27 protein-coding genes are annotated in these 24440 nt (G+C 71.1%); 11 read left to right on the top strand and 16 right to left on the bottom strand.

The genetic code is table 11. From position 1 onward, the window contains the following. Window positions 1-58: 58 nt before the first annotated feature. The 6 genes from ACZZ9K_RS13670 to ACZZ9K_RS13645 all read right to left on the bottom strand — a co-directional run bounded on the left by ACZZ9K_RS13670 (window position 59) and on the right by ACZZ9K_RS13645 (window position 4782). The gene (locus ACZZ9K_RS13670; protein ID WP_463444336.1) at window positions 59-943 is read right to left on the bottom strand and encodes a VOC family protein; all 885 of its coding nucleotides are present in this window, start codon (window positions 941-943) and stop codon (window positions 59-61) included. A gap of 223 nt (window positions 944-1166) precedes the next feature. Further along, on the bottom strand, window positions 1167-2258 hold the full coding sequence (locus ACZZ9K_RS13665; RefSeq protein ID WP_463444335.1) for a hypothetical protein: 1092 nt from the start codon (window positions 2256-2258) through the stop codon (window positions 1167-1169). Beyond that, on the bottom strand, window positions 2255-2857 hold the full coding sequence (locus tag ACZZ9K_RS13660; RefSeq protein ID WP_463444334.1) for an ATP-binding cassette domain-containing protein: 603 nt from the start codon (window positions 2855-2857) through the stop codon (window positions 2255-2257). Before ACZZ9K_RS13660 ends, ACZZ9K_RS13665 begins: the two co-directional genes overlap by 4 nt. Continuing rightward, entirely contained in the window at window positions 2848-3891 is a 1044-nt protein-coding gene (locus ACZZ9K_RS13655; RefSeq protein ID WP_463444333.1) for a peptidoglycan-binding domain-containing protein, read from the bottom strand. The genes ACZZ9K_RS13660 and ACZZ9K_RS13655 overlap by 10 nt, the downstream gene beginning before the upstream one ends. Further along, a complete protein-coding gene (locus ACZZ9K_RS13650) occupies window positions 3891-4442 on the bottom strand; it encodes a hypothetical protein (RefSeq protein WP_463444332.1) in 552 nt (183 codons plus the stop codon). Before ACZZ9K_RS13650 ends, ACZZ9K_RS13655 begins: the two co-directional genes overlap by 1 nt. A 55-nt stretch (window positions 4443-4497) precedes the next feature. Next, window positions 4498-4782 (bottom strand): hypothetical protein, encoded by a 285-nt coding sequence (locus ACZZ9K_RS13645; protein ID WP_463444331.1) that lies wholly within the window; start codon window positions 4780-4782, stop codon window positions 4498-4500. Between the two features lie 103 nt (window positions 4783-4885). Between ACZZ9K_RS13645 and ACZZ9K_RS13640 the strand changes: the two genes are divergently transcribed. Beyond that, a complete protein-coding gene (locus ACZZ9K_RS13640; RefSeq protein WP_463444330.1) occupies window positions 4886-5452 on the top strand; it encodes a GNAT family N-acetyltransferase in 567 nt (188 codons plus the stop codon). Between the two features lie 138 nt (window positions 5453-5590). Here the strand turns inward: ACZZ9K_RS13640 and ACZZ9K_RS13635 are convergent, their stop codons facing one another. Beyond that, window positions 5591-7108: a catalase gene (locus ACZZ9K_RS13635; RefSeq protein ID WP_463444329.1), complete on the bottom strand. Its 1518-nt coding sequence runs from the start codon at window positions 7106-7108 to the stop codon at window positions 5591-5593. 95 nt (window positions 7109-7203) lie between these two features. Next, a complete protein-coding gene (locus ACZZ9K_RS13630) occupies window positions 7204-7710 on the bottom strand; it encodes a Fur family transcriptional regulator (protein ID WP_232750400.1) in 507 nt (168 codons plus the stop codon). A gap of 169 nt (window positions 7711-7879) precedes the next feature. Here ACZZ9K_RS13630 and ACZZ9K_RS13625 point away from each other — a divergent pair, with 169 nt between their 5' ends. Both ACZZ9K_RS13625 and ACZZ9K_RS13620 read left to right on the top strand, forming a co-directional pair. Beyond that, window positions 7880-9193: an acyltransferase family protein gene (locus ACZZ9K_RS13625; protein ID WP_463444328.1), complete on the top strand. Its 1314-nt coding sequence runs from the start codon at window positions 7880-7882 to the stop codon at window positions 9191-9193. A 166-nt stretch (window positions 9194-9359) separates the two neighbouring features. Beyond that, window positions 9360-10181 carry a cytochrome c oxidase assembly protein gene (locus ACZZ9K_RS13620; protein ID WP_138802560.1) on the top strand — a complete coding sequence of 274 codons (822 nt, stop codon included), beginning with the start codon at window positions 9360-9362 and terminating at the stop codon, window positions 10179-10181. A gap of 95 nt (window positions 10182-10276) precedes the next feature. On the opposite strand, the gene ACZZ9K_RS13615 is transcribed toward ACZZ9K_RS13620, so the two are convergent. Further along, complete coding sequence (locus ACZZ9K_RS13615) at window positions 10277-11821, bottom strand: DHA2 family efflux MFS transporter permease subunit (protein WP_463444327.1); 1545 nt, start codon at window positions 11819-11821, stop codon at window positions 10277-10279. Continuing rightward, window positions 11818-12426, bottom strand: a complete 609-nt coding sequence (locus tag ACZZ9K_RS13610; protein WP_163343268.1) for a PadR family transcriptional regulator — start codon at window positions 12424-12426, stop codon at window positions 11818-11820. The genes ACZZ9K_RS13615 and ACZZ9K_RS13610 overlap by 4 nt, the downstream gene beginning before the upstream one ends. Window positions 12427-12604: 178 nt before the next feature. Here ACZZ9K_RS13610 and purS point away from each other — a divergent pair, with 178 nt between their 5' ends. Genes purS through ACZZ9K_RS13590 form a run of 4 tightly spaced genes read left to right on the top strand, consistent with a single transcriptional unit; the run spans window position 12605 to window position 16889 of the window. Next, window positions 12605-12856, top strand: coding sequence for a phosphoribosylformylglycinamidine synthase subunit PurS (purS, locus tag ACZZ9K_RS13605; RefSeq protein WP_017886272.1), 252 nt, complete (start codon window positions 12605-12607; stop codon window positions 12854-12856). Between the two features lie 5 nt (window positions 12857-12861). Then, entirely contained in the window at window positions 12862-13557 is a 696-nt protein-coding gene (gene purQ, locus ACZZ9K_RS13600; RefSeq protein WP_027465024.1) for a phosphoribosylformylglycinamidine synthase subunit PurQ, read from the top strand. Between the two features lie 17 nt (window positions 13558-13574). Then, a complete protein-coding gene (gene purL / locus ACZZ9K_RS13595; protein WP_463444326.1) occupies window positions 13575-15956 on the top strand; it encodes a phosphoribosylformylglycinamidine synthase subunit PurL in 2382 nt (793 codons plus the stop codon). A 12-nt stretch (window positions 15957-15968) separates the two neighbouring features. Continuing rightward, a complete protein-coding gene (locus ACZZ9K_RS13590) occupies window positions 15969-16889 on the top strand; it encodes a 2-hydroxyacid dehydrogenase (protein ID WP_463444325.1) in 921 nt (306 codons plus the stop codon). Window positions 16890-16916: 27 nt separating this feature from the next. Here ACZZ9K_RS13590 and ACZZ9K_RS13585 read toward each other — a convergent pair whose 3' ends face one another. Both ACZZ9K_RS13585 and ACZZ9K_RS13580 read right to left on the bottom strand, forming a co-directional pair. Continuing rightward, on the bottom strand, window positions 16917-18005 hold the full coding sequence (locus ACZZ9K_RS13585) for a lactonase family protein (protein ID WP_463444324.1): 1089 nt from the start codon (window positions 18003-18005) through the stop codon (window positions 16917-16919). Further along, window positions 18002-18325, bottom strand: coding sequence for a chorismate mutase (locus ACZZ9K_RS13580; RefSeq protein WP_027465022.1), 324 nt, complete (start codon window positions 18323-18325; stop codon window positions 18002-18004). The genes ACZZ9K_RS13585 and ACZZ9K_RS13580 overlap by 4 nt, the downstream gene beginning before the upstream one ends. A gap of 60 nt (window positions 18326-18385) precedes the next feature. On the opposite strand from ACZZ9K_RS13580, the gene ACZZ9K_RS13575 reads away from it, so the two are divergent. Continuing rightward, the gene (locus ACZZ9K_RS13575) at window positions 18386-18790 is read left to right on the top strand and encodes a DUF1304 domain-containing protein (RefSeq protein WP_051596616.1); all 405 of its coding nucleotides are present in this window, start codon (window positions 18386-18388) and stop codon (window positions 18788-18790) included. A gap of 110 nt (window positions 18791-18900) precedes the next feature. On the opposite strand, the gene ACZZ9K_RS13570 is transcribed toward ACZZ9K_RS13575, so the two are convergent. Further along, complete coding sequence (locus ACZZ9K_RS13570) at window positions 18901-19908, bottom strand: iron-siderophore ABC transporter substrate-binding protein (protein WP_463444323.1); 1008 nt, start codon at window positions 19906-19908, stop codon at window positions 18901-18903. Window positions 19909-19966: 58 nt separating this feature from the next. Between ACZZ9K_RS13570 and ACZZ9K_RS13565 the strand changes: the two genes are divergently transcribed. After that, complete coding sequence (locus tag ACZZ9K_RS13565) at window positions 19967-20833, top strand: shikimate dehydrogenase family protein (RefSeq protein ID WP_463444322.1); 867 nt, start codon at window positions 19967-19969, stop codon at window positions 20831-20833. 20 nt (window positions 20834-20853) lie between these two features. Here ACZZ9K_RS13565 and ACZZ9K_RS13560 read toward each other — a convergent pair whose 3' ends face one another. The 3 genes from ACZZ9K_RS13560 to ACZZ9K_RS13550 are packed head-to-tail and all read right to left on the bottom strand — an operon-like array spanning window position 20854 to window position 22664. Then, entirely contained in the window at window positions 20854-21807 is a 954-nt protein-coding gene (locus tag ACZZ9K_RS13560) for an SDR family NAD(P)-dependent oxidoreductase (RefSeq protein ID WP_463444321.1), read from the bottom strand. Window positions 21808-21841: 34 nt separating this feature from the next. Continuing rightward, window positions 21842-22228, bottom strand: coding sequence for a YchJ family protein (locus tag ACZZ9K_RS13555; protein WP_027465017.1), 387 nt, complete (start codon window positions 22226-22228; stop codon window positions 21842-21844). Window positions 22229-22238: 10 nt separating this feature from the next. Beyond that, window positions 22239-22664 carry an organic hydroperoxide resistance protein gene (locus ACZZ9K_RS13550; RefSeq protein ID WP_027465016.1) on the bottom strand — a complete coding sequence of 142 codons (426 nt, stop codon included), beginning with the start codon at window positions 22662-22664 and terminating at the stop codon, window positions 22239-22241. A 230-nt stretch (window positions 22665-22894) separates the two neighbouring features. Between ACZZ9K_RS13550 and ACZZ9K_RS13545 the strand changes: the two genes are divergently transcribed. Both ACZZ9K_RS13545 and ACZZ9K_RS13540 read left to right on the top strand, forming a co-directional pair. Beyond that, window positions 22895-23524: a hypothetical protein gene (locus ACZZ9K_RS13545; RefSeq protein ID WP_463444320.1), complete on the top strand. Its 630-nt coding sequence runs from the start codon at window positions 22895-22897 to the stop codon at window positions 23522-23524. 118 nt (window positions 23525-23642) lie between these two features. Next, window positions 23643-24374 carry an SOS response-associated peptidase gene (locus tag ACZZ9K_RS13540; RefSeq protein WP_027465014.1) on the top strand — a complete coding sequence of 244 codons (732 nt, stop codon included), beginning with the start codon at window positions 23643-23645 and terminating at the stop codon, window positions 24372-24374. Window positions 24375-24440 lie beyond the last annotated feature (66 nt).

Raw genomic sequence — 24440 nt, 5'->3', positions numbered from 1 at the left:
CTGCGGGCGCGAGAAGTGTCGCTCAGCCCGAGTCTCGGCCGTCCCGCGGCGGACCGCGTCAGGCGCGACCGGGCGCAGTCACCTCGATGCGGTTCGCCCACGGGTCCTCGAACGCGACCGTTCGGCCGTCATCGGCGGTCTGCACCCCGGTGTCGTGCATACGCGACACGAGGGCGCCGAGGTCGTCGGCCCCCGGCACCTCGATCCGCACGAGTCCGAGCCCGAGGGCGAGCTGGCGACGCCCGGCGCCGCGGGAGTTCCAGGTGTTCATCGCCATGTGGTGGTGGTACCCGCCGGCGCTGACGAACAGTGCCTCGCCGAAGCCGGCGGTGGTCTCGAAGCCGAGGGTGTCCACGTAGAAGGAGCGTGCGGTGGCGACGTCGCCGACGGACAGGTGCACGTGGCCGACCTTGCCCGGGCGTGCCGCGGCGGTGTCCAGGGCGTCCTGCGTCAGGTGGGACTGCAGGAACGCGTTCGGGTCGACGTACTTCGTGTCCATGTCGACCATGCCGTGCGTCCACGACCACTCCGTGCGGTCACGGTCCCAGTACAGCTCGACGCCGTTGCCCTCGGGATCGGTGAAGTAGAACGCGTTGCTCACCAGGTGGTCGGCGCTGCCGGTGAAGGTCTGCGGGAACTTCGTTGCGACCGAGTACAGCGCGGCGGCCAGGTCGGCCCTCGTGTCGAACAGGATCGCGGTGTGGAACAGGCCGGCGTCGTGCGGGCTGGCGTGCTGCATGGACGGCGCGTGCTCGAGGATCACGATCGGCACCGCCAGGCCACCGGCGCCCGGTCGCCCGAGGACGGCGACGCCGCCCTCGTTCGAGAGCAGCGAGAGCTGGACGCCGTCGCGGTAGTAGCCGATCATCCGGTCGAGGTTCGCGACGCGGAGGGTGACGGCACCCATCCCGGTGTCGGCGGCGAGGAGGTCCTGCGTGTGCATGGCACCAGTGTGCGCCCATTTAGTTGACGCGTCAACCAAATGGGCGTCGGTCGCCTGCGCCAGAGCGACAGATCCACGCCATCCCGGTGCGCGGTACCCGCCAAAGCGACAGGTCTCTGCGAACAGTTCGCGGCGATCTGTCGCTTTGGCGCACGGGGGCGCGCAGCAGACGGGGCGCGCAGGCGACGGGAGGCCCGGTGCGCGTCCGCCCCGCCGGCCGCGGTCAGCGGGAGCGGAAGTAGCGGTGCAGCGCGCGCTCGCGGATCGCGGCCGCGGCGAGCGCCCCACCGAGCAGCGCGCCCACGAGCCCGAGGGACGCGATCGCGATCGCCTCGCGCACGATCGGCAGCGCATCGTCGACGTCGAGGCCACGCACCGACACCACCGCGACGCTCGTCGCGACCACCGCCCCGACCGATGCCCAGACCAGGTGCTGCAGGACAACGCCGAGGACCTGCGCACTCCGCGGTACCCCGACGTGCCGATCGGAGGCCAGGACGAGCCGACGCCGTGCGACCGCTGCCCCGCCGATCGTCAGCCCCACGAGGGCGGCTGCACCGAACGGGACGACCACTGGCTGCCGCGCCGCGGGCGTGAAGACCGCGCCCAGCGTCGGGTTGAGCTGACCGGCGGTCGGTCGGTCTTCACCCTCGGCCCCGCTCGCCGGGAGGACGGTGCGCCGGAGCATCGCGACCGTGTCGTCGCGCTGTGGCCACACCGTCGCCCAGCAGGCGTCGAACGGCGACCCGTCGTCCACCGTCGGCGCGAGGACCGCGTACTCCAGGTCGGGGTCCCGACCGTCGTCGGGGTAGTCGTACACACCGGCAACTCCGGTGCCCGCACCGCCCGCCGTCACGAGGCGATCGCCGGCAGCAAGGCCCAGGGTCTCGTGCACCGTGGGCGAGACGATCACTCCCGCGGTGCCGTCGGCATCGGAGCCGCCGAGCAGACCACGCACCCCGGCGGTCACCTCGTAGGTCGGGATCGCCGAGCCCGGCAGTGCGGCGGGGACGACCCCGACGTCGAGGCGCCGGAACGCACCAGACGCGATGACCCCTTCGGTGTCCACGAGCGCATCGCACACGCGGCCGTCGATCCGGCCCTCGGCCCGCTGGACGGTCGTCGCCGCACCGCTCGCGACGAACACCGCAGCCGCTCGGACGTCATCGGCGACCGCAGCTGCGCGCAGGCCCACGACACCGCTGAGCAGCACCGCGAGGACGACAGCGGACGTCGCTGCCCACGAGGCTCCGGAAGCGATGTCGCGCCACGCCTCCCGCCAGACCTCGGTCACCCGCATCCGGCGAAGGCTCATCGGTACCGCCCGAGATCGAGCACTCCGTCGCAGGCGTCACGGGTCGCGTCGTCGTGCGTGGCGACGACGACGACCGTCCCCGACGCGGCGAGCGCACCGATCCCACGGTTCACCTCGATCGCGGTCGCCCGGTCGAGTTGCGCCGTCGGCTCGTCGACCAGCATCAGACCCGGCGCACTCGCGATCGCGCGCGCGAGCATCAGGCGTTGCGCCTCACCACCGGACAGTTCGGCGAATCGCGCGTGCGCCCGCGAACTAAGCCCGAAGCGCTCGAGGACCCCGAGCGCGCGGACGTCCGCGGTCCGACGATCCGCGCCCTGGGCGACGAACGGCAACGCGACGTGGTCGAGCACGCGGCGGCGGGCCACCCCGTACGGGTTCTGGAAGACCCAGAGCGGCCGACAGCCCGGCGGACGGACGGCGGCACCGCGCGTCGGACGGAGCATCCCGGCGAGGATCGCGAGCAGCGTCGACTTGCCGGAACCGCTCGGCCCGACGACCGCGGTCACGGTCCCCTCGGCGAAGGTGCGGTCGACGCGGTCGAACAGCACGGTGCCGTTCGACCAGACGTGCCCGACGCCCTCGAGCGTCACCGACACGAGCTGGACCGGTCCGGCGCGGCACTGATCCGGTCGAGCGTTCGTCCGCCGGGCACCCGGACGAACGACTGCCCGAGTTCCGATCCGAGCACCTCGACCCGGAGTGACCGCCCCGTCGTCGGTTGCACGCATGCCTGCGCGCCCACGAGGTCCCAGAGGGCCGTCGGTGGCACCACCTGGACGGTTCGTGGGCGACTGAGCGTCCAGGTCGCGGCCACCGTCGGTGCGCCGTCCGCCGAAGCGACCGTCGCCGCGTACTCCGGCAGGGCGGTGATCGCAGCGAGGTCCGTCGGCGCGGAGACCACCCCTGCGGTGTCGATCGGGACGTCGGCATTCCCGATCCGCAGCACGCGCTTCCCCGGCGCCGGATCGACCGGGAGCGCCTCGATGCGCGCACCGCGGAGTTCGGCCGGGAGTTCGACGAGGACACCGTCGGCGCCGACCGTTGCCCCGACGACGGCCACGCACGTCAGGACGGTGTTCTCGGCGGCTGGTACCCATGCGAACGGGGCCCGCGGCACGACGTCGTCGGGCAGGTCGTCGCGGTCGACGCCTCGGTCGACCAGGAACTGCTGCGCAGCGCGGAGCGTGCCCGGGCCGAGGACGCCGTCGATGCTCAATCCGGCACCGAGGCGCGCGAGTTCCCGCTGCAACCCCGTGACGTCAGCCCCGCGGTCGCCGAGCTCGAGGTCGCGCCACAGCGGCTCGTCACTGGCGAGCGCGATCACCGGCCGCCCGTCGACCTGCGCGAAGACGTCCCCGCTCCCCACGGGTGCCCCGGTCGAGCACGTCGACATCGTCACCGTGCCGGTCCGCGACGTCACGACCGCCCGTGGGGCACCGATGTCGAGTGCGAGCTGCACCTGTCGTTCGTCGGCATCGGTGCGCTCGGTCACCCGGACGGTGCTCGCGGGGGCCGCCGTCCGGAGTGCGGCCGGGACCTCGGCCGGCACAACGACCACGATGGCGGCGGCCGTCGCCGCTGCGACCACCATCGCCCCGAGCGCCAGGAGCGCGGCAGACGGGAAGCGCATCACTGCCGCCAGAGGCCGAGGGGGTCCAGCCGACACTGTACGGCTGCGGGATCCCACGGCGAGAAGGAGAAGTTCCCGTCGTCGTTCTGATCACGCCAGTCACGTTCGGTGTACGTGTCGTCGACGAGTTTCGCAGCACGGAGGCACGCGACAGTGATCGTTGCCTCGTCCTGCTTCTCCGGGTTCCGCCGGACCTCGTTGAACAGGTAGGTCACGTCGCTGTCGAAGTCCTTCGCGCACTTCGACTTCGAATCGTTCATGGCCGTGGCGTCTTCAGCCTTCCGCCCGGGGAGCGGCGACGCTTCGGACGTGCCGTCCTCCGCTGTCGTGTAGTCGTAGCCGAGATCCCGCATGCATGCGCTCATGCGGGACTGCGCATCCGCGACCTCCCGCGCCGAGATCGTTCCGTCCGAGAGGATCTGCCGCTGGTACGGGCTGGCGTCGGCGGCTGATTCCGCGAACTCACCCGCCCACGGCCCGGCCGCGGAGAAGCCCGACGGATCGACGACCCGGGGTGCAGCATCCGCCTGGGCACAACCGACGAGCCCCACGGCGGCGATTGCCCCGACGATCGTTGCTCCCCGAAGCCTGCTCCGAATCACCGCGTCAGGCCCGGGTCATGCCGTACTGGGCGATGTTGGTCCAGCAGGCAGCCTGGTAGGACCACTTGTTGCCACCGACCACGTTCCCCCACTTCATCGTCCCGCTCCGCAGACGGTTGAAGTGCTGAGCGCGACCACAACCGGACTCGTTGAAGCCCGTGCTCTGCGTCACCTTCCGCCAGCACGTCGCCGCACTCGTCTCCGGCGCCGTCACGGTGTCGACCGCGATCCCGCCGCCCACGACACTCCCCAGCACGACCGCACCCAGTACGACGTTCTTGATCGACATCGATCTCCCCTTCGTTGCGACATCGCCCCGGTGTCACCGTTAACGTATTACCGGTCAGTGCGAGAACGCAACGACCGTCACCACATCCGTGCAGGATGGACGCGTGACTGATGACATCCGGTGGGAGGTGGTCGAGGAGAGCATGCTGTCGCTCCCCGACCACGAAGCGATCGCGGCACTGCTCGGGCAGGCCTTCCCCGACTGGTCGCACTGGTACGTGGGCGGCCGGAGCTGGTCCGGCATGCAGCCGGAACGCCGGGTGCTCGCGCACGACGCCGACGGGGTCGTCCTGGCCCACGTCGGCATCCGCCGCATGTACATCTCCGTCGGCGGGCAGGATCTCCTGGTCGGCGACACCGGCCTGGTCGCCGTGTCGCCCCGACTGCAGGGCACCGGCGTCGGCCGCGAGCTGATGACCCGCACCGCCGCGGTCCTCGAGGGACTCCGCGTGCCCTTCGGGTTCCTCGGCGCGGGCGAGGACCGCATCCCCTTCTACGCGAAGCTCGGCTGGCACGAGTTCCCCGAGGCCGTCGGCACCTTCTCGGCGTTCACCGCCGAGGGCGCGGGCGTCAGCAACACCGAGCAGGGCGGCTGGATGGCGCTGCCGGTGGCAGCGCAGCTCGAGGACTGGCCGGACGGCCCGATCTGGCTGAACGGCCAGCAGGTCTGAGCACGAGGACTGGGCACCCCCGACGCGCCGGCCCGATCTGGCTGAACGGCCAGCAGGTCTAGACACAACGACCGACGGACAGGAGGCCCGGTACCAGCTGGTACCGGGCCTCCTGTCCGTCAGGTCGTCCAGCGGGGCTTACGCCTCGACCGCGACCTTCTCCGGGTCCTCGTTGGAGCCCGGCGCGCTCGGCGCGACCGCGGCGCGCACGCGCGCACCCAGGTCGGCGTCGACGTTCGTCCAGTAGGCGAACACGCGCTCGCGCAGGTCGTCGCGCGTCACCTTCGAGACGTGGCCGGCGATGTTGCCGACCAGGCGCTCACGGGCGGCGTCGTCCAGGACCTCACGGACGAGCGTGCCGGCCTGGCCGAAGTCGTCGTCCTCCGGGTGCAGGGTCGCGGCGGAACGCTGCAGCGCACCGTCAGACTCCCAGCCCGGGGCGTCGTCGGTCGCGTTCGGGTCGGCGTGCGCACCACCGAGCGAGTTCGGCGCGTACACCGGCACCTCGGACTTCTGGAAGTCGAAGCGCATGCCGCCGTCCTTCGAGTACGAGTGGACCTCGTTCTTCGGGGCGTTCACCGGGAGCTGGGCGTGGTTCGTGCCGACGCGGTACCGGTGTGCGTCCGCGTAGCTGAAGATGCGCGCCAGGAGCATCTTGTCCGGGCTCGCCGCGATTCCGGGCACGAAGTTCGAGGGGGCGAAGGTCGCCTGCTCGATCTGCGCGAAGTAGTTCTCCGGGTTGCGGTTGAGTTCCATCGTGCCGACCTCGATGAGGGGGTAGTCCGCGTGCGGCCACACCTTCGTCAGGTCGAACGGGTTGAAGCGGTAGCTGGCGGCGTCCTCGTAGGGCATGACCTGCACCTTGAGGGTCCAGCGCGGGAAGTCCTGACGCTCGATCGCGGCGTGCAGGTCGCGGATGTGGAAGTCCGCGTCCTCGCCGGCGATGCGGTCTGCGTCCTCCTGCGTCAGGGTCTTGTGGCCCTGCTCGGTGATGAAGTGGTACTTCACCCAGAAGCGCTCGCCCGAGGCGTTGATCCACTGGTAGGTGTGCGAACCGAAGCCGTCCATCTCGCGCCAGCTCGCCGGCAGGCCGCGGTCGCCCATCAGCCACGTGACCTGGTGCGCCGACTCAGGCGACAGGGTCCAGAAGTCCCACTGCATGTCGTGGTCGCGCAGGTGCGAACCCGGCAGGCGCTTCTGCGAGCGGATGAAGTCCGGGAACTTGATGCCGTCGCGGATGAAGAAGACGGGGGTGTTGTTGCCGACGAGGTCGTAGTTGCCCTCTTCGGTGTAGAACTTCAGCGCGAAGCCGCGGGGGTCACGCCAGGTGTCCGGGGAGCCCTGCTCACCGGCGACGGACGAGAAACGCGCCAGCATCTCGGTCTGCTTTCCCGGCTGCAGGAACGCGGCACGGGTGAAGCGGCTGATGTCCTGCGTGACGGTGAAGGTACCGAAGGCGCCGCCACCCTTGGCGTGCACGACGCGCTCCGGGACACGCTCGCGGTTGAACTGGGCGAGCTTCTCGACCAGGTAGTGGTCGTGCAGCGCGAGGGGGCCGTCGGCCCCGACGCCCATCGAGTGCTCGTCGCTCGAGACGGGGGCGCCGCTGTTGGTCGTGGTGGTCGGGGTGCCGGTCGGCGTGTTCTGGTCGGACACGGTTCCTCCTGGAGGTGGGACGTTGGTTCGGTCAGGGGTGCTCGGGTGGTTCGGGGTCCGGCGCGTCGTGCGGCCGGTGCGGTGGGCAGTCGCCGTCAGGCGGGCGTGGGGGCGCTGGGCGCCTGCGCGCTCGCGTCGGGCGCGTCTGGGTGGTCGAGCTCTGCGTCGTCGTGTTCCGCGTCGTCGCGCTCTGCCGCCGCGCAGCGTTCGCAGATGCCCCAGTAGGTGACCTCGGCGGTGGTGACCGCGAAGCCGTGCGTCTCGGACGGCGTCAGGCAGGGCGAGTGGCCGACCGCACAGTCGACGTCCTCGATCGCGCCGCACAGGGTGCAGACGATGTGGTGGTGGTTGTCACCGGTGCGGCGCTCGTACCGGGCAGGGCTGCCGGCCGGTTCGATGCGGCGGACGAGCCCGACGCCGGTCAGGGCGTTCAGCACGCCGTAGACGGCCTGGTGGCTGGTGGTCGGCAGCTCCACGGCGAGCGCGGTGACGATGTCGTCCGCGGTGGCGTGCGGCATCGAGTCCGTCGCGCGGAGCACCGCGAGTCGTGGGGTCGTGACCCGGAGCCCCGAGGAACGGAGCAGATCGGCGTCGGCGTCCATGCTGAGCCTTTCTTTTGCAGGAATCAAGACAACGCGTTCACTGTACACGAGCTTCTGCTGCCGACCAGCGAGGACCCACATGCCGCTACCGGAATACGAAGTGTCACGATCCGGTCGCGATCAGCTGGGACGACCCTGGACCGACCGTTCTGCACGCTAACGTCCGGACATGTCCACGAGCCAGGGTCTGCCTGAACAGGCGAACAGCACCGCGGACGTCCGGGGGATCATCGCGAAGCGGGACCTGGTCGTCGACCTCATCCGGACGGCCTGCGTCGTCCTCGTCGTCATCGTGCACGTCACGATGGTCGGCGTCGCTGCCGATGACCAGGGGGTGCGGGTCACGAGCCCGCTGCAGGAACTCCCCTGGTACGTCGCCGCGACCTGGGTCGGGCAGGTGATGCCGCTGTTCTTCGTGGTCGGCGGGTTCGCGAGCGCCGTCGGCTGGCGCAGCACCGTCGCCCGTGGTGCGCCGAGCCCCGCCCGCGACTACCTGGCCACCCGCCTGGTGCGGCTGTTCCGGCCCGCGGTGCCGCTGTTCGTGTTCCTCGCGCTCGGGCTCGGGGTCGCCACGGCCGCGGGCACGCCGCCGGAGCTCCTGGCCGAGGTCGCGTTCGGCATCGGTTCGCCGCTCTGGTTCCTGGCCGCCTACGGCATCACCCAGTGCTGCGTGCCCGTGATGATGCGCCTGCACGAGCGAGCACCGTGGGCCACCCTCGGCGTGCTGCTCGTGCTCGCCGGGGCGGTCGACGCCGTCCGCCTGGCCACCGGGGTCGCCGAGGTCGGGCTGCTCAACCTCGGCCCGGTGTGGCTCTTCGCGCAGCAGCTCGGCTTCCTCTGGGCCGACGGCTGGTTCGCGCGCCGGTCGAAGGCGCTCCTGCTCGGCATCGCCGTCGCCGCGTACGCCGTGCTCGTGCCGATGACCTCGGTCGGGCTCTGGGCACCGGACATGCTGCAGGACCTCAACCCGCCGATGCTCCCGCTGGCGTTCCTGGCGATCGCGCAGGCCTGTCTGGTCCAGCTCGTGCACGCTCCGCTCACCAGGCTGATGCGGACGCGGGCCGCACTCGGGGCCGTGTTCGTCCTCGGCCGCGACGGCATGACCATCTACCTGTGGCACCTGCCGCTGTTCATCGCGCTGAACGGCGTCGCACTGCTCGTCGGGGTGCCGTTCCCGGCGCCGGGGTCCGGTCCGTGGTGGGCGTCGCGCGTCGTCGCACTCGTGGTGGTGCTCGCCGTCGCGATCGGGGTGGCCAGGGCCCTGCGCTGGTTCGACCGGCCGCTCCCCCGGCTGCTGCCCTCGGCCGACCGTCCGTCGTGGCCGGTCGTCGCGTTCGCCGCCCTCTGCACGATCGGCCCGGCGTTCCTCGTGATGCAGCTGCACCTGTCGTTCGGCGTCGCGCTCGTCGGTGCCGTGGCCGTGCCGGTGGGCGTCTGGCTGCTGTCGCGGACCGTCCCGGCACGCGGGGTCGCCCGGATCTGAACCGGTTCTCACCGTCGCGGGGCCACGACGGACCCCCGCCGGACGTCGGGCGGACGGAGGATGGTTCCGGCGGTGCGAAGGACGAGTCCGCCTGATCACCAGGAGGCTCCCCACGCCGTCGACACCCGAGTTCTGGAGCACCTGGCGGTTCGACCCCCTGGCGGCGGTGCTCCTCGTCGTCGCCGCGGTCGCCTACGGCCGGTGGGTCGTCGGCGCGGCGCGACGGGGTGCCCGGTGGCCGTGGTGGCGCACGCTCGCCTTCGCCACGGCGCTCGTGCTGTTCGGCGTCCTGCAGTTCGGCATCGTCGGCGTCGACGACGAGCGGTTGCGCTGGGCCTTCGTCCTGCGGGCCGCCCTGCTGTTCTTCGCGGTCCCCACCTTCGCCGCGCTCGGTGCGCCCGTCGCACTGCTCCGGATCGGAGGCCCGGCTCGCCTCGCGCAGGTCGCCGACGCGGTCATGGGGTCACGTCCGGTGCGCCTGCTCGGCAACGCGATCGTCGCGCCGCTGGTCGCGCTCGCGCTGTTCGCCGTCCTGCTCACCCCGTTCTCGGCGGTGATCCGGGAGTCCCCCGCATGGGCGGCCGTCATCACCGTGGCCGTGCCGGCGCTCGGTTTCGGCCTGCTCGCACCGCTGTCCGAGGTCGGCGTGCTCGTCTCGTCGACGTTCGCCACGGCCGAGTTCCTGCTGGCGTTCGTCGAGCTCGTCGTCGACGCGGTGCCCGGCATCGTGCTGCGGATCACGAACCACGTGCTCGACGGGTCCCTCGTGCCCGTGGTCGGGCGGGCCTGGTACCCGTCACCGCTGCAGGACCAGCACCTGGCGGGCGACCTGCTGTGGTTCATCGCCGAGGTGGCGGACATCCCCGTGCTCGTCGCCCTGTTCATCCGGTGGCAGCGGACCGACCGCCGCGAGGCCCGGGCCGTCGACGCCCTGACCGACGAACAGATGGACGAGCTGACCCGAGCGCACCTGCAGCGCCGCGGCTGAGCGTCGGGGATCTCCCGCGTTCCACTTCGTGAGCAGCAATGGTCGGGTGCCCGAAGGCGACCCGACCATTCCTGCTCACGAAGTGCGCTCGTGCCCTACTTCGACGGGGCTCCAGCGGGCTCGGCGTCGGGCTGCGTGGTCACCGAGCCGGTCTGCTGCCAGGCGACGGTCTGCTTCGGCTTCGCCAGGAACAGCGCCGCGACGATGGCCACGATGAGCACGATCGCCGGCAGGTAGAGCGACTCACCCATGGCCTTGGAGAACGGCTCGAGCAGGAAGCCCGGCAGTGCGCCGACCTGCTGCTCCGCGCCACCGGCCGTGGCTCCACCGGACGACGCCGGGAAGTTCGCGGTGATCCGCGCCTCCATCAGGGCGGCGATGCCGGCGGAACCGAGCACCGCACCGATCTGGCGCGTGGTGTTGTAGACACCCGAGCCGGCACCGGCCAGCTTCGGCGGCAGGTTGCGCGTCGCCGAGACGGACAGCGGTCCCCACATGCAGGCGTTGGCGAGGCCGAGGAGCGCGCTCGGCAGGAGCACCCAGCCCCACTCGGCACCGCTCGACAGCAGGGCGCCGAACCAGAACAGGCCGACCGAGAAGCAGGCGAGCCCGAACGAGGCGACCCAGCGCGGGTTCCAGCGGTTCAGGTTCTTGCCGACGATCGGCGCGAGCGCGGCGGACAGCACGGCCTGCGGCACGAGGAGCAGTGCGGCCTGGGTCGGCGAGAAGCGCAGGACGTCCTGTGCCCACAGCATGATCGGCAGCGCGAACGACGCGATCGCGACACCGACGGCCGTGATGGCGACGTTGGCCAGCGTGAAGTTGCGGTCCTTGAACAGGCCGAGCGGCAGCAGCGGCTCACCCTTCTGCACGCCCTGCCAGACGACGAAGCCGGCGAGCACCACGAGGCCGACGATGATGAGCGACCACACCGAGATCGGGCCGGCGATGACGCCCCAGTCGTAGGTCTCGCCTTCCTGGATGCCGAAGACGAGCAGGAACAGGCCCGCTGCCGACAGGAAGATGCCGAGGTAGTCGAAGCGGTGTCCGTGACGCTCGAACGACGGCACGAAGCGCTGCGCGAGCACGAACGCCACGACACCGACGGGGACGTTCACGAAGAAGATCCACTCCCAGCCGAAGCCGTCGACGAGCAGGCCGCCCACGATCGGGCCGACGAGCGACGCGACACCGGCGACGGCGCCCCAGAGGCCCATGGCCGCGCCGCGGTTCTGCGGCGGGAAGATGCGCGTGATGACCGACATGGTCTGCGGGCTCATCATCGCGGCGCCGAGGCCCTGCACGACGCGGGCGACGATCAGCACCTCGATCGAGCCGGCCAGCCCGCACCACAGGCTGGCGAGCGTGAAGACCACGAGGCCGATCTGGTACATGACCTTCGGGCCGAAGCGGTCGCCGAGCCGGCCGGTGATGAGCAGCGGCACGGCGTAGGCGAGCAGGTAGGCGCTCGTCACCCAGATCACGGAGTTGATGTCCGCGTCGAGCTTCTGGGCGATGGTGGGGGTGGCGACCGACACGATGGTCGAGTCGACGAGGATCATGAAGAACCCGACGACGAGTGCCCACAGGGCAGGCCACGGCTTCTTCTCGGTCGTCCGCTGAGGCGTGACGGTGGTCATCGAGTGGTTTCCTTGCTGTTCGTGGTGGTGTCTGCGGACGCGACGGAGGCGTCCCAGGAGATGTGGCCGGCGGCGATCCGGTCGGCCGTGGCGGCGAGCCACTCGATCTGCGTCGTGAGCATGGCACGCACGTACGACACGTCGAGCCAGTACCGCTCGGGCAGGTCCTTGGCACGGACGACCCCGAGGATCTCGTCCGCCTCGTCGCGCTGGGCCCGGAGTGCGACGGCCCGTGCCCGGAGGGCGGACTCGGCCTCGTCGACCGACAGGTTCTCGATCTCGGCGACGGCCAGGTGGAAGACGGGGTACTCCTCGGCCGGTTCGGCGATCAGCCGGACGAGCCCGTCGTGCAGGGCCGTCCACCCGTCGTCCGTGATGGCGTAGGTGGTGCGTTCCGGACGGTTGCCCGCCCGATCGGTCCCCACGATCTCGGCGAGGCCGAGCTCCACCAGGCGGCCGACCTGGTGGTACAGGGTGCCGGGCCGGACCTTGACGTTCCGGCCGTCCCGTCGGTGCGTCATCGTCTGGAACATCTCGTAGGGATGCGTCGGCCCCTCGGCCAGGAGCCCGAGCGCGGCGAACGCGAGTGGCGTGAGCGACGGCACACGAGCCTCCAGTCCGCTTGTTCGTTGTTGACTATTCGAACTGGAATATACGCGTTGGAACAGACGTGAGCAAACGCACAGCAAGAGCCGGTCTGGAGGCCCGGGGCCGTCCCGGCGTGTCGCGCGCGCCCCGTAGACTGGTCGCGTCCCCCCACCCCTGAAGTGCTGGAGAGAACACGTGCCAACGATCGTCGTCGAGGTCATGCCCAAGGCCGAGATCCTCGACCCCCAGGGGAAGGCCGTGGGCAACGCCCTGGCCCGCCTCGGCAAGGCCGACCTGACCAACGTCCGCATCGGCAAGCGCTTCGAGGTGACCGTCGACGGCCCCGTCGACGACGCCAAGCTCGCCGAGGTCCGTGACATCGCGGCCGACGTCTTCTCGAACGCGGTCATCGAGGACGTCGTGTCCGTGACCGTCGAAGGCCAGTGACCCGGATGCGCATCGGCGTCATCACGTTCCCCGGCTCGCTCGACGACCGCGACGCCCAGCGCGCCGTCCGTCTCGCCGGCGCCGACCCCGTCGCCCTGTGGCACGGCGACCACGACCTGCAGGGCGTCGACGCCATCGTGCTGCCCGGTGGGTTCTCGTACGGCGACTACCTGCGTGCCGGCGCGATCGCCGCGAAGGCCCCGATCATGGCCGAGGTCATCGACGCCGCCGGCAAGGGCATGCCCGTGCTCGGCATCTGCAACGGGTTCCAGATGCTGGCCGAGGCCCGTCTGGTCCCCGGAGCACACACCCGCAACGCGCACCAGCAGTTCATCCGCCGCGACCAGAAGCTCCGCGTCGAGACCACCGCGACCGCCTGGACCTCCGGCTTCAGCGCCCAGCAGGAGATCACCATCCCGCTGAAGAACGCCGACGGCCGCTTCGTCGCGGACGCCGACACGATCAAGCGCATCGAGGACAACGGCCAGGTCGTGTTCCGCTACGTCGGCGTGAACCCGAACGGCTCCATCGACGACATCGCCGGCGTCTCGAACGAGCGCGGCAACGTCGTCGGCCTGATGCCGCACCCCGAACACGCGACCGAGGCCGGCTTCGGCCCGGACACCCCCGCTGCGATGGCCTCGGGCACCGACGGCCTGACCTTCTTCACCTCCGTGATCGAGCACGCGCTCGTCAAGTGACAGGGAACAACGACACCGTGACGACACCCGTTCGCCCGAAGCCCGACACCGTGCAGGACGCGGCAGCCACCCCCGACAAGGAGCAGCCGTACGACGCGCTGGGCCTGAAGCCGGACGAGTACACCCGCATCAAGGAGATCCTCGGCCGCCGCCCCACCTCGGGCGAGCTGGCGATGTACTCGGTGATGTGGAGCGAGCACTGCTCCTACAAGTCCTCGAAGAACTACCTCCGTCAGTTCGGCAAGAAGGTCACGCCGGAGATGACGAAGAACCTGATGGTCGGCATGGGCGAGAACGCCGGTGTCGTCGACGTCGGCAACGGCTGGGCGGTGACCTTCAAGGTCGAGTCGCACAACCACCCGTCCTACGTCGAGCCGTACCAGGGCGCGGCCACCGGTGTCGGCGGCATCGTCCGCGACATCATCTCGATGGGCGCCCGCCCCGTCGCCGTGATGGACCAGCTCCGCTTCGGTGCGATCGACCACGAGGACACCGCACGCGTCGTGCACGGCGTCGTCGGCGGCATCTCGTTCTACGGCAACTGCCTCGGCCTGCCGAACATCGGCGGCGAGACCTACTTCGACCCGGTGTACCAGGGCAACCCGCTGGTCAACGCCCTCGCGGTCGGCGTGCTCCGCCACGAGGACCTGCACCTGGCCAACGCGTCCGGTGCCGGCAACAAGGTCGTCCTGTTCGGTGCCCGCACCGGCGGCGACGGCATCGGCGGCGCGTCTATCCTGGCGTCCGACACCTTCACCGAGGGCGGCCCGACCAAGCGCCCGGCCGTGCAGGTCGGCGACCCCTTCGCCGAGAAGGTCCTGATCGAGTGCTGCCTCGAGCTGTTCCAGAAGGACCTGGTCGAGGGCATCCAGGACCTCGGCGCCGCGGGCATCTCCTGCGCCACCTCGGAGCTCGCGAGCAACGGTGACGGCGGCATGCACATCTCGCTCGACGACGTCCTGCTCCGCGACCCCACGCTCACCGCCGAAGAGATCCTGATGTCGGAGAGCCAGGAGCGCATGATGGCGGTCGTCCGCCCCGACAAGCTCGACGAGTTCCTGAGCGTCGTCGGCAAGTGGGAGGTCGAGACCAGTGTGCTGGGCGAGGTCACCGGCACCGGCCGACTCGTCATCGACTGGCAGGGCCAGGAGATCGTGAACGTCGACCCGCGCACCGTCGCCGTCGACGGCCCGGTCTACGACCGCCCGGTCGCCTACCCGACCTGGATCGACGCGCTGCAGGCCGACACCGCCGCCTCGCTCGACCGACCGGCCGACGGCCCCGCGCTGAAGGCACAGTTCCTCAGCCTGCTCGGTTCGCCGAACCTGGCGTCGAAGAACTGGGTCACGAACCAGTACGACACCTACGTGCTCGGCAACACCGCGCTGTCCTTCCCCGACGACGGCGGCATGATCCGCGTCGACGAGGAAACGGGGCTCGGTGTCGCCATCGCCACCGACGCGAACGGCCGCTACTGCCAGCTCGACCCGAAGCAGGGTGCACGCCTGGCCCTGGCCGAGGCGTACCGCAACGTCGCCGTCACCGGTGCCGTCCCCGCCGCCGTCACCGACTGCCTGAACTTCGGCTCCCCCGAGAACCCCGAGGTCATGTGGCAGTTCTCCGAGGCGGTCGAGGGCCTGGCCGACGGCTGCATGGAGCTCGGCATCCCGGTCACCGGCGGCAACGTGTCGTTCTACAACCAGACCGGCTCGACCCCCATCCACCCGACACCCGTCGTCGGCGTGCTCGGCATCATCGACGACGTCGCCAAGCGCGTGCCGTCGGGGTGGCAGGACGACGGCCACAACATCTACCTGCTCGGCACCACGAGCCTCGAGCTCGACGGCTCCGCGTGGGCCGGCACCGTGCACGGGCACCTGGGCGGGCGTCCGCCGGCGGTCGACCTCGGGCGCGAGAAGGCCCTCGCCGAGCTGCTGTACGCGGCGTCCGGCGAGCAGCTGCTCACCAGCGCGCACGACCTGGCGGACGGCGGCCTCGGCCAGTCGCTCGCCGAGTCCGTGCTCCGCTTCGGCATCGGCGCCCGCGTGGTCCTCGACGAGCTCGAGACCCGCGACGGCATCGACACCGCGACGGCGCTGTTCTCCGAGTCGACCGGTCGCGTCATCGTGACCGTCCGCCGCGAGGACGACGTGCGGTTCCAGGGCATGTGCGACGGCCGGGGCTTCCCGGTGCTGCGCATCGGCGTGACCGACGCGACGTCGAGCACGCTCGAGGTCCAGGGCGCGTTCGAGGCCACGGTCGACGAGCTGCGCGGCACCCACGCCGCGACGCTGCCGGCCCGCTTCGGCGACGTGATCGTCGAGGACGTCACCGAGGGGTACGTCGGCCGCGGGCCGCTCGACTCCGACGGTGCCTTCTCGCCGCGCACCGACGCCTAGGCCGGGTCGCGGATGCCGATCGTCACCCTGCCCTTCGCCGAGCTCGTCGACCGGTTCGGCCCCGTGCCGGACGGCATCGAGCTGGACGTCTGGGACGTCGAGTCGCCGTACGGTCGCCCGGACGACGTCGCGATCACGTTCTTGCCGTTCTACTTCGAGGGGCGGCACCGCTGGCAGTTCGTGCACGACCTGCCCGAGCTCCAGCTGCTGCAGCTGCCGAGCGCCGGGTACGAGCACGCCGTCCCGCACGTGCCCGGGCACGCGCAGCTGGCGAACGGTCGCGGCATCCACGACGACGAGACCGCCGAGCTCGCGGTCGGCCTCGCGCTGACGTCGCTCCGTGAGATCTCGGCGTTCCAGGTCGACCGGGCGAACGGCGTCTGGGACGCCCGCGAGACCCGATCGCTCGCCGACCGCCGGGTGACCGTCGTCGGCTACGGGGCGATCGGGTCCGCGATCGCCACCCGGTTCGAGGCGTTCCGCACCGAGGTGACCGTGGTCGCCCGGACCGCTCGCGAGCAGGACGGCCGGCACGTGCACGCGTTCGGCGAGCTGCCCGAGCTCGTCCCGACGACCGACGTGCTCGTGCTCATCGCGCCGCTCACCGCCGAGACCGAACGCCTGGTCGACGCGGAGCTGCTCGCGGCACTGCCGGACGGCGCCCTCGTGGTGAACGTGGCGCGCGGCAAGGTCGTCGACACGGACGCCCTGGTCGCCGAGCTGCGGTCGGAGCGGCTCTTCGCGGCCCTCGACGTCACCGACCCGGAGCCCCTGCCCGCCGAACACCCGCTCTGGACGACGCCGAACACCGTGCTCACCCCGCACGTCGGCGGCAACACCGACCTGAGCGTGCCGCGGTCGATCGAGCTCATGCGCAAGCAGGTCGCCGCGCTGGCCGAGGGTCGCCCGTTCGAGAACCTGATCGAGTTCTAGCGCGCTGCGGCTCCGAACACGCCGGCGTCAGAGCGGGACGACGCAGGTCGGGGTGCCGACCGGGATCTGCGCGACGGCTTCGCCGGGCATGCCCTCGGCGTCGAGCGGCAGCACGGCGACGGCGTCGGACATCTGGTTCGCCACCAGGACGAACCCGGGCACCCGCGCGAAGTGCCGCGGCCAGACCCCACCGCAGGGCACCGACCCGACGACGGCGAGCCCGCCGTCACGTGCGTCGAGCACCACGAGCAGGTCGCGCCCGCGCACCGCCACGTACGCGCGGCCGGCCTCGTCGACCTCGATGTGGCTGAGCAGCGACTCCCCCACGGCACCGTCGAACGTCGGCACGGCAGCGATCGTCACAAACGACCCGGAGTCGTCGCGGCGCAGGCGGTGCACGTGCCCGTCGAGTTCACCGGCGACGAGCAGGTCACCGTCGATCCAGGCCATGTGCCTCGGGCCGGCGCCGGGTGTCACGTGGTGCACGCGGAGTGCCTCGATCGCGGGGACCCCGTCGGCCGACACCGTGACGCGGAACTCGTGCAGGGCATCGCCGCCGAGGTCGGCGACGAGCACCGTGCCGTCCGGGGTGGCGATCGACTGGTGGGCGTGCGGGGCGTCCTGGCGGTCGTCGTCAGGCCCCGTGGCGTCGGGCAGCACGGCGACCGCGACGGCCTCGGTCGGCACGGAGCGCTGGTCGGCGTCCCCGTGCAGCACCACGCCGTCGCTGGCGGTCACCGAGGCGGCGTACGACTCGGCCGGGGCGAGGGAGATCGCCGTGACCGTACCGGAGACGTAGTTCGTGACGACGAGCGCGCCCGAGGGGTCGACCCGCACGTGACACGGGGCGTCTCCGCCGGCGGGGGCGTCCCACAGGTGCTCGAGTGCGCCGCCCTGCAGCCGGAAGGCCGACACGGCACCGTCGTTCGTCTCGGAGACCGCGTAGACCCGGTCAGCCGAGACCGCCAGGAACGAGGGGTCGTCGAGCACCGCGACGGTCCGGGGTGCCGGAAGGGCTCCGATCGGTCCGGCGTCGGCCAGCGAGATGCCCGTGGCGTTCCCGCCGCCGGTCGCCGTGTACGACCCGATGAGCAGCGACGGCAGCTCGGCGCTCATTCGTCGCGGCCCGCGATGCGCTCGTGGTGGTGGATGACCTCGGCGACGATGAAGTTGAGGAACTTCTCGGCGAAGGCGGGGTCGAGGTGGGAGTCGGCGGCGAGCGACCGGAGCCGTGCGACCTGGATCCGTTCGCGGTCCGGGTCGGCGGCCGGCATGCCCGACTCGGCCTTCAGGTGCCCCACGCGCTGCGTGTACTTGAAACGCTCCGCGAGCATGTGGATGACGGCGGCGTCGATGTTGTCGATGCTCTGCCGGATGCTCCGCAGTTCGGCGACGGCGCTCGCGTCGGCCTCGGTCGGGGTGACGTCGTCGTTCATGGTCCGAGCCTACTGGCGGACGTGCAGCGGAACCCGGCCCGCTGCTGCGAGAATGTGCACATGTCGGTCCTGCTGGTGATCTCGGGTGTCTGTGCGGTCCTCGCGGGCCTCATCCACGTGTACATCTTCTTCCTCGAATCGGTCATCTGGACCAGTCCGCAAGCGCGCCGGATCTTCGGCATCGCTTCCGAGACCGAAGCCGTGGCGACCCGCTCGCTCGCCTTCAACCAGGGCTTCTACAACCTGTTCCTGGCGATCGGGGCGATCCTCGGCGTCGTGCTCGTACTGGCCGGCAACACCGTGAGCGGCTGGACCCTCGTGGTGTTCTCGACGGCGAGCATGCTCGGTGCCGCGGTGATCCTGCTCGGCTCGGGTCGCAAGTACGTCAACTCCGCGTTCAAGCAGGGCACGCTCCCCCTGATCGCGCTGCTCTTCGCGCTGCTGGGCTCCACCATCGGCGTCTAGCCCCGTTCCTCCCCGAACTGCGAAAGCGACAGGGTGCCACCGGACATCGGCGGCACCCTGTCGCTTTCGTGGCACTGACCAGCGGAACCGGGCAGCAGCGACGACCAGCCCTAGCCGAGCTTCTCCTCGAACTGCGCCGGCAGCTTGTCGAGCGCCCACTCGATCGCGGCCGTGGTGCCCATCGAGAACGCCGACGAGACGTCCTTGTCGTCGAAGACGATCGCGTGCCCGGCCTCGACCGACGGCACCTTCTGGAACAGCTTGTTCGACGAGGCCTCTGACGCGTCGACGTAGATCGGCAGGATCAGCGTCAGGTCGGCGTCGAGCAGGTCGAGGTTCTCGTCGGACAGGTGCACGGAGAACTCCTTGCCGGCCTGCTCGTCGATGGCCTTGGGGATCTCGAAGCCCAGGTTCCGCATGAAGGTCGAACGGCTGTCGGTGGAGGCGTACGCCCCGAAGCCCTCGGAGCTGTAGGCACCGACGACGGCGGTCTTGCCCTCGAAGTCCGGGTGCGCCTTGCGTGCTGCGGCGTAGGCGTCGTCGAGGCCGGAGAGCAGCTTCTTGCCCTCGGACTCCTTGCCCAGCGCCTTCGCGATCATGGTCGTCTGCTGCTCGGTCGAGGCGAGGTAGTTCTCGCCGCCCTTCGGGATCGCGACGGTCGGCGCGATCGCGGACAGCTTGTCGTACCGCTCCTTGTCTCCCGAGGACTTCACGTCGAGGATGACGTCGGGGTTGAGCTTGAGGATGTCCTCGTAGCTCGGCTCGAGCGTCTGGATGATCTTCGGCGACTTGTCGTACGCACCCTTGAGCCACGGACCGACACCGTTTCCGCCGAACGCGAGCCAGTCGCTCGCACCGACCGGCTGCACGCCGAGCTCGAGCGCGGTCTCGGCGTCGCCCCACCCGAGCGCGACGACGCGCTTTGGTGCCGACTCGATGGTGGTGGTGCCGAGGCCGGTCGTGATCGAGACCGGGAACGCGGCGTCGGACGACCCCGACGACGCCGAGTCGGTCGAGGAGCCGGAGCCGGACGCGCATCCGGCGAGGACGAGGGACGCTGCGACGACGGCGCCGGCTGCGGCGAGCACGCGTCGGAGACGCAAGGGAGAACTGTTCACGAAGGGTAGCCTAACCTAACGGGGTGCTCAGGATCACGGCTGGCTAGGCTGGGTGACCGTGGCGTTCAACGATCCAGGCCGCACGCACCTCGCGGTGCTCGGCTCCCCCATCGCGCACTCGCTCTCGCCCACGCTCCACGCAGCGGCCTACGATGCGCTCGACCTGCCCTTCACCTACGGGAGGCACGAGGTCGCGTCCGGCGAGCTCGCCGCGTTCGTCGCGGGGCTGGGTCCGGAATGGCGTGGGCTGAGTCTCACGATGCCACTCAAGCGCGAGGTCCTGCCGCTGCTCGACCGCACCACCCCGCTCGTCGACGAGCTCGGGGTCGCCAACACGGTCGCGTTCCGCCTCGAGGGCTCCACGCTCGTCCGAGCCGGCGCGAACACCGACGTGCAGGGACTCGTCCGCCCGGTCGAGGCGCTCGGACATTTGCCCGGCGAGGCCACGATCCTGGGCGGCGGAGCCACTGCGGCGAGCGCCCTGACCGCTGCCGTGCGGCTCGGGGCGTCGCTCGTCCGGGTGTTCGTCCGTGACACCGCGAAGACGCGTGCGCTGGTCGACCTGGCCGTCCGGCTCGGGGTGACGCTCGAGGTGCACCCCCTGAGCGAACTCGCCGGCACGCACCACGGGTTCGTCCTCTCGACGCTGCCGGGTGGTGCCGCCGACCCGCTCGAGTTCCGTCCGTCGGGGCCGGACGCCGTGCTGTTCGACGTCGCCTACGAACCGTGGCCCACCGTCGTCGCCAGCCGGTGGACCGACGCCGGTGGCCGTGTGCTGAACGGCCTCGACATGCTCACCGAGCAGGCGATCGGGCAGATCCGGTTCTTCCTGACCGGTGACGAGGACGAGCTGCTCCCCGACGAGGCCGGGGTCCGCCGGGCGATGCGCACCGCGGTCGACCTGCCCGCCGTCATCGGCAGCTAGCCGGCGCCGGCAACCCTCACTCAGCGGCGGGACCGCGCCTCGGCGTCGAGCAGCGCGACGGAGACGTCCCACAGGCGATCGGCCTGGTCCGGATCGAGTGCCCAGGGCAGCACCCCGTGCAGGCCGTCCTCGATCCGCTCCACCACCGCTGCTTCGTGGCAGTCCTCGAAGTACCGACCCGTGACTCCGTCGAGTTCCGGTGCGGTGGCGAGCAGGACCGAGGTCGCGGCTCCCTGCTCCGGGGACTTCACGGCGTCGGCCGCGGCGATCTTCGTGGCGGCCAGGACCTCCGGGTCCCAGTGCTTCTGCAGCCCGGTCCAGATCCCGCCGGGCATGAGGGCGTTCGCGGTGATGCTGTCGGCGGCCCACCGGCGGCTGGCGGCGACGGCGAACAGCACGTTGGCGGTCTTCGACTGCCCGTACGCGAGGCCGGGCTCGTAGCGACGCCGGCGGAAGAAGAGGTCGTCGAACACGACGGGCGAACCACCGTGTCCGCTCGACGACACCGAGACGATCCGTGCCGAACCCGAGGCAGCCAAGGAGTCGTGCAGCCCGAGCGCGAGGGCGAAGTGCCCGAGGTGGTTGGTCGCGAAGTGTGACTCCCACCCGGCGGGCGTGTACGTCTCGGGCGCGTCCATGATGCCCGCATTGGCGACGAGCACGTCGAGCGGCCCCGACCACGCTGCGGTGAAGGCCTCGACGGAAGCCGGACGGTCCAGGTGCAGCTCGACGACGGCCGGTGCTTCCGTCCCCGTCGTCCGGGCGATGTCGTCCGCCACCCGTCGGCCGGCATCGACGTCCCGCACCGCGAGCGTCACGCGCGCCCCGGCTCCGGCGAGCGCTCGGGAGGTCTCCACGCCGATGCCGGACGCAGCACCGGTGACGATCGCCGTGCGCCCCGACAGGTCGAGGCCGTCGACGACCTCGGCGGCCGTGGTTCGGTCGCCGAAGCGGGTGAGGTCGCGTACGGGCATGTGGGCTCCTGTCAGCTGGCGTGGTGCGCAGTCGTCAGGCGACCACGCCGTCCACGTAGAACCATCGTCCCTGCTCGCGGACGAAGTCGCTCGTCTCCTCGAGCGTGCCGCGCTCGTCGTCGGAACGCCACCAGGCGCGGAACGTGACGGTGCCGTGGGAGTCGAACGGGCCTCCCGAGGTGGTCGCCAGCACGTCCAACCGGGTCCAGCGCTGGGTCGGGTCCAACTCGAGACCCGCCGGGCGGGTGCGTGGGTGCCAGGTGAGCAGCAGGTACTCCGGCAGGCCCAGCGCGAAGGCGCTGAAGCGGGAGCGCATGAGCCGTTCCGCGGTCGGCGCCACGGCCCCGGCGTGCAGGGGGCCGCAGCACTCCCCGTAGGGGTTGCCGCTCAGGCAGGGGCAGCGCGTCGTGTCGGTGACCACCGGCCGAACGCTAGTCGACGATGGACAGCGTGACGGTGATGTTGCCGCGGGTGGCGTTCGAGTACGGGCAGATCTCGTGTGCACGCTCGGCCAGGCGCTGGCGCTGCTCCTGCGGGGCGTTCGGGGCGTAGACGTCGAGCTCGACCGCGAGACCGAAGGCGCCGTTGCCGGTGCCGCCGATGCCGACCTCGGCGGAGACCTCGGCGCCGGTGGTGTCGACCTCGAGCTCCTTGCCGGCGGCGTGCAGGGCGCCGAGGAAGCACGCGGCGTACCCGGCGGCGAAGAGCTGCTCTGGGTTCGTACCCTCGCCGCTGCCGCCCATCTCCTTGGGCGGACGGGTGTCGAGGTCGAGCCGGTCGTCCTCGCTGCGGACGTGTCCGTCGCGGCCGCCTCCGGTGGCGTGGGCAGCGGCGGTGTAGACGATGTCGAGACTCATGGTCCGAGGTCACCGTGCTCGCCTGGACGAATCCTGAGCGGCAGCACCACGTCGCGGGTGCGGCGGCTCGGGCCGGGGAGCGCTCGGGCGTGTCCGGGTTGGGGGCTGCGGGTGCGAGCGCGTCGCTTGGTGAGCAGAAGATGTCGGGTCCCCCGCCCGCACCCGACATCTTCTGCTCACGCACGCGAGCGTGCGGGCACCCAGCACCCCCCACCGGGTAGACATGATGGATGTTCATGCTCGGCTGGCAGGTCTTCCGCCGGCACGTCACGGACGTGCTGGATCCGGCACGCGTCCGTCGCGCTGCCCGGTGGTCCGGTTTCGCGGCGGTCGTCGCGCTGGCCGGCATGGCCGTCCTGGAGGCCCGGGTCGACTGGACGGGGACCACCCCGGTCCGCAGTGTGGTCGCGATGGTACTCCTGGCGCTCGGCGTCGGACTGCTCACCTTCGCGTGCATCCCGACGTGGGGGCCGCCGGACCCCTCGACCACGATCAACGGCCGGCAGGTGCGGCCCTCGTGGCAGCTCGCGGCGCGGGGCGCCACGCAGCTGTACGTGCAGCGTCGTCCGGTGCCGGTCCTGCCGGAACACCGCGACATCGTCCGCACCGACACGGTCCTGCTGCGGCGGGGGCTGATCGGCACGCTCGCCCGCGTCACACCGTTGCTCGGTTCGGGTGTCGTCGCCGTCCTCGGGGCGTTCGTCCTCGGGCTCGTCAGCTGGTTCCACGTGCTCTGGATCGCGGTCTACGCAATCGGGCTGTCGGAGTACTTCGTCCACCTCGGCCGCTCCGAACGAGCCCGCCTGGCCGCCGAGTCCCTCGAGCCCGTCCCCGAGGCCCCCGCACGCCCGATCCAGTGAGCAGAAGACGTCGAGTCGCGCAGCCGCACCCGACGTCTTCTGCTCACTGGGCGAACCGACGAGCCCGAGGCGCACCCCGACGCGCACCACTGTCGGCGGTGGCGGGCACACTGGGCGCATGTGTGGAAGGTTCGTCGTCTCCGACACCACGGCTGATCTGTTGCCCGAGCTCATGGGCGAGCTCGCCGCCCGGACCGAGCACGTCGACGAGGACACCGGCGAGGTGCACCCCGGCCTCGCCCCGAGTTGGAACGTCGCCCCGACCGACCCCGTGTACGCCGTCCGCCAGCGGCACGGCGAACGGGAGCTGCCGCAGATCAGCTGGGGCTTCGTGCCGAGCTGGGCGAAGGACTTCCAGAAGCAGCGCCCGAAGCCGATCAACGCCCGCATCGAGACGGTCGCGACGAGCGGCATGTTCAAGCGGGCCTTCGCCACGAACCGCTGCATCGTCCCGGCGCAGGGGTACTACGAGTGGGTGGTGCGCGAGGACGGCAAGGAACCCCACTTCGTGCACGAACCCGGCGGCGCCCTGGCGATGGCCGGCGTCGTGAGCGCCTGGCCCGACCCCACGAAGCCCGAGGGTGACCCGGACAAGTGGCGCCTGTCGCTCGCGATCATCACCCGTGACGCCCACGTCGCTCCGGGCGAGGTCCACGACCGCATGCCGGCGTTCCTGACGCCCGACGGCTACGACGACTGGCTCGGCGGCGACCTGCACGCCGACGACCTGCTGGCCCTGCTCGACCACGAGTCGCTGACGGTGGCCGCGGGCCTCGCGCAGTACGAGGTCTCACGCACGGTGAACAGCGTGCGGAACGACGGACCGCAGCTCATCGCGCCCGTCGCGTAGGCGGTCGCGCCCCGCGCGCGGACAGGAGGCCCGGATCACCGCAGCGGGTCTGCTGCGGTGATCCGG

It is taken from the genome of Curtobacterium sp. AC268, from assembly GCF_979258745.1.
This window is presented reverse-complemented; position numbering and strand designations above follow the sequence as displayed.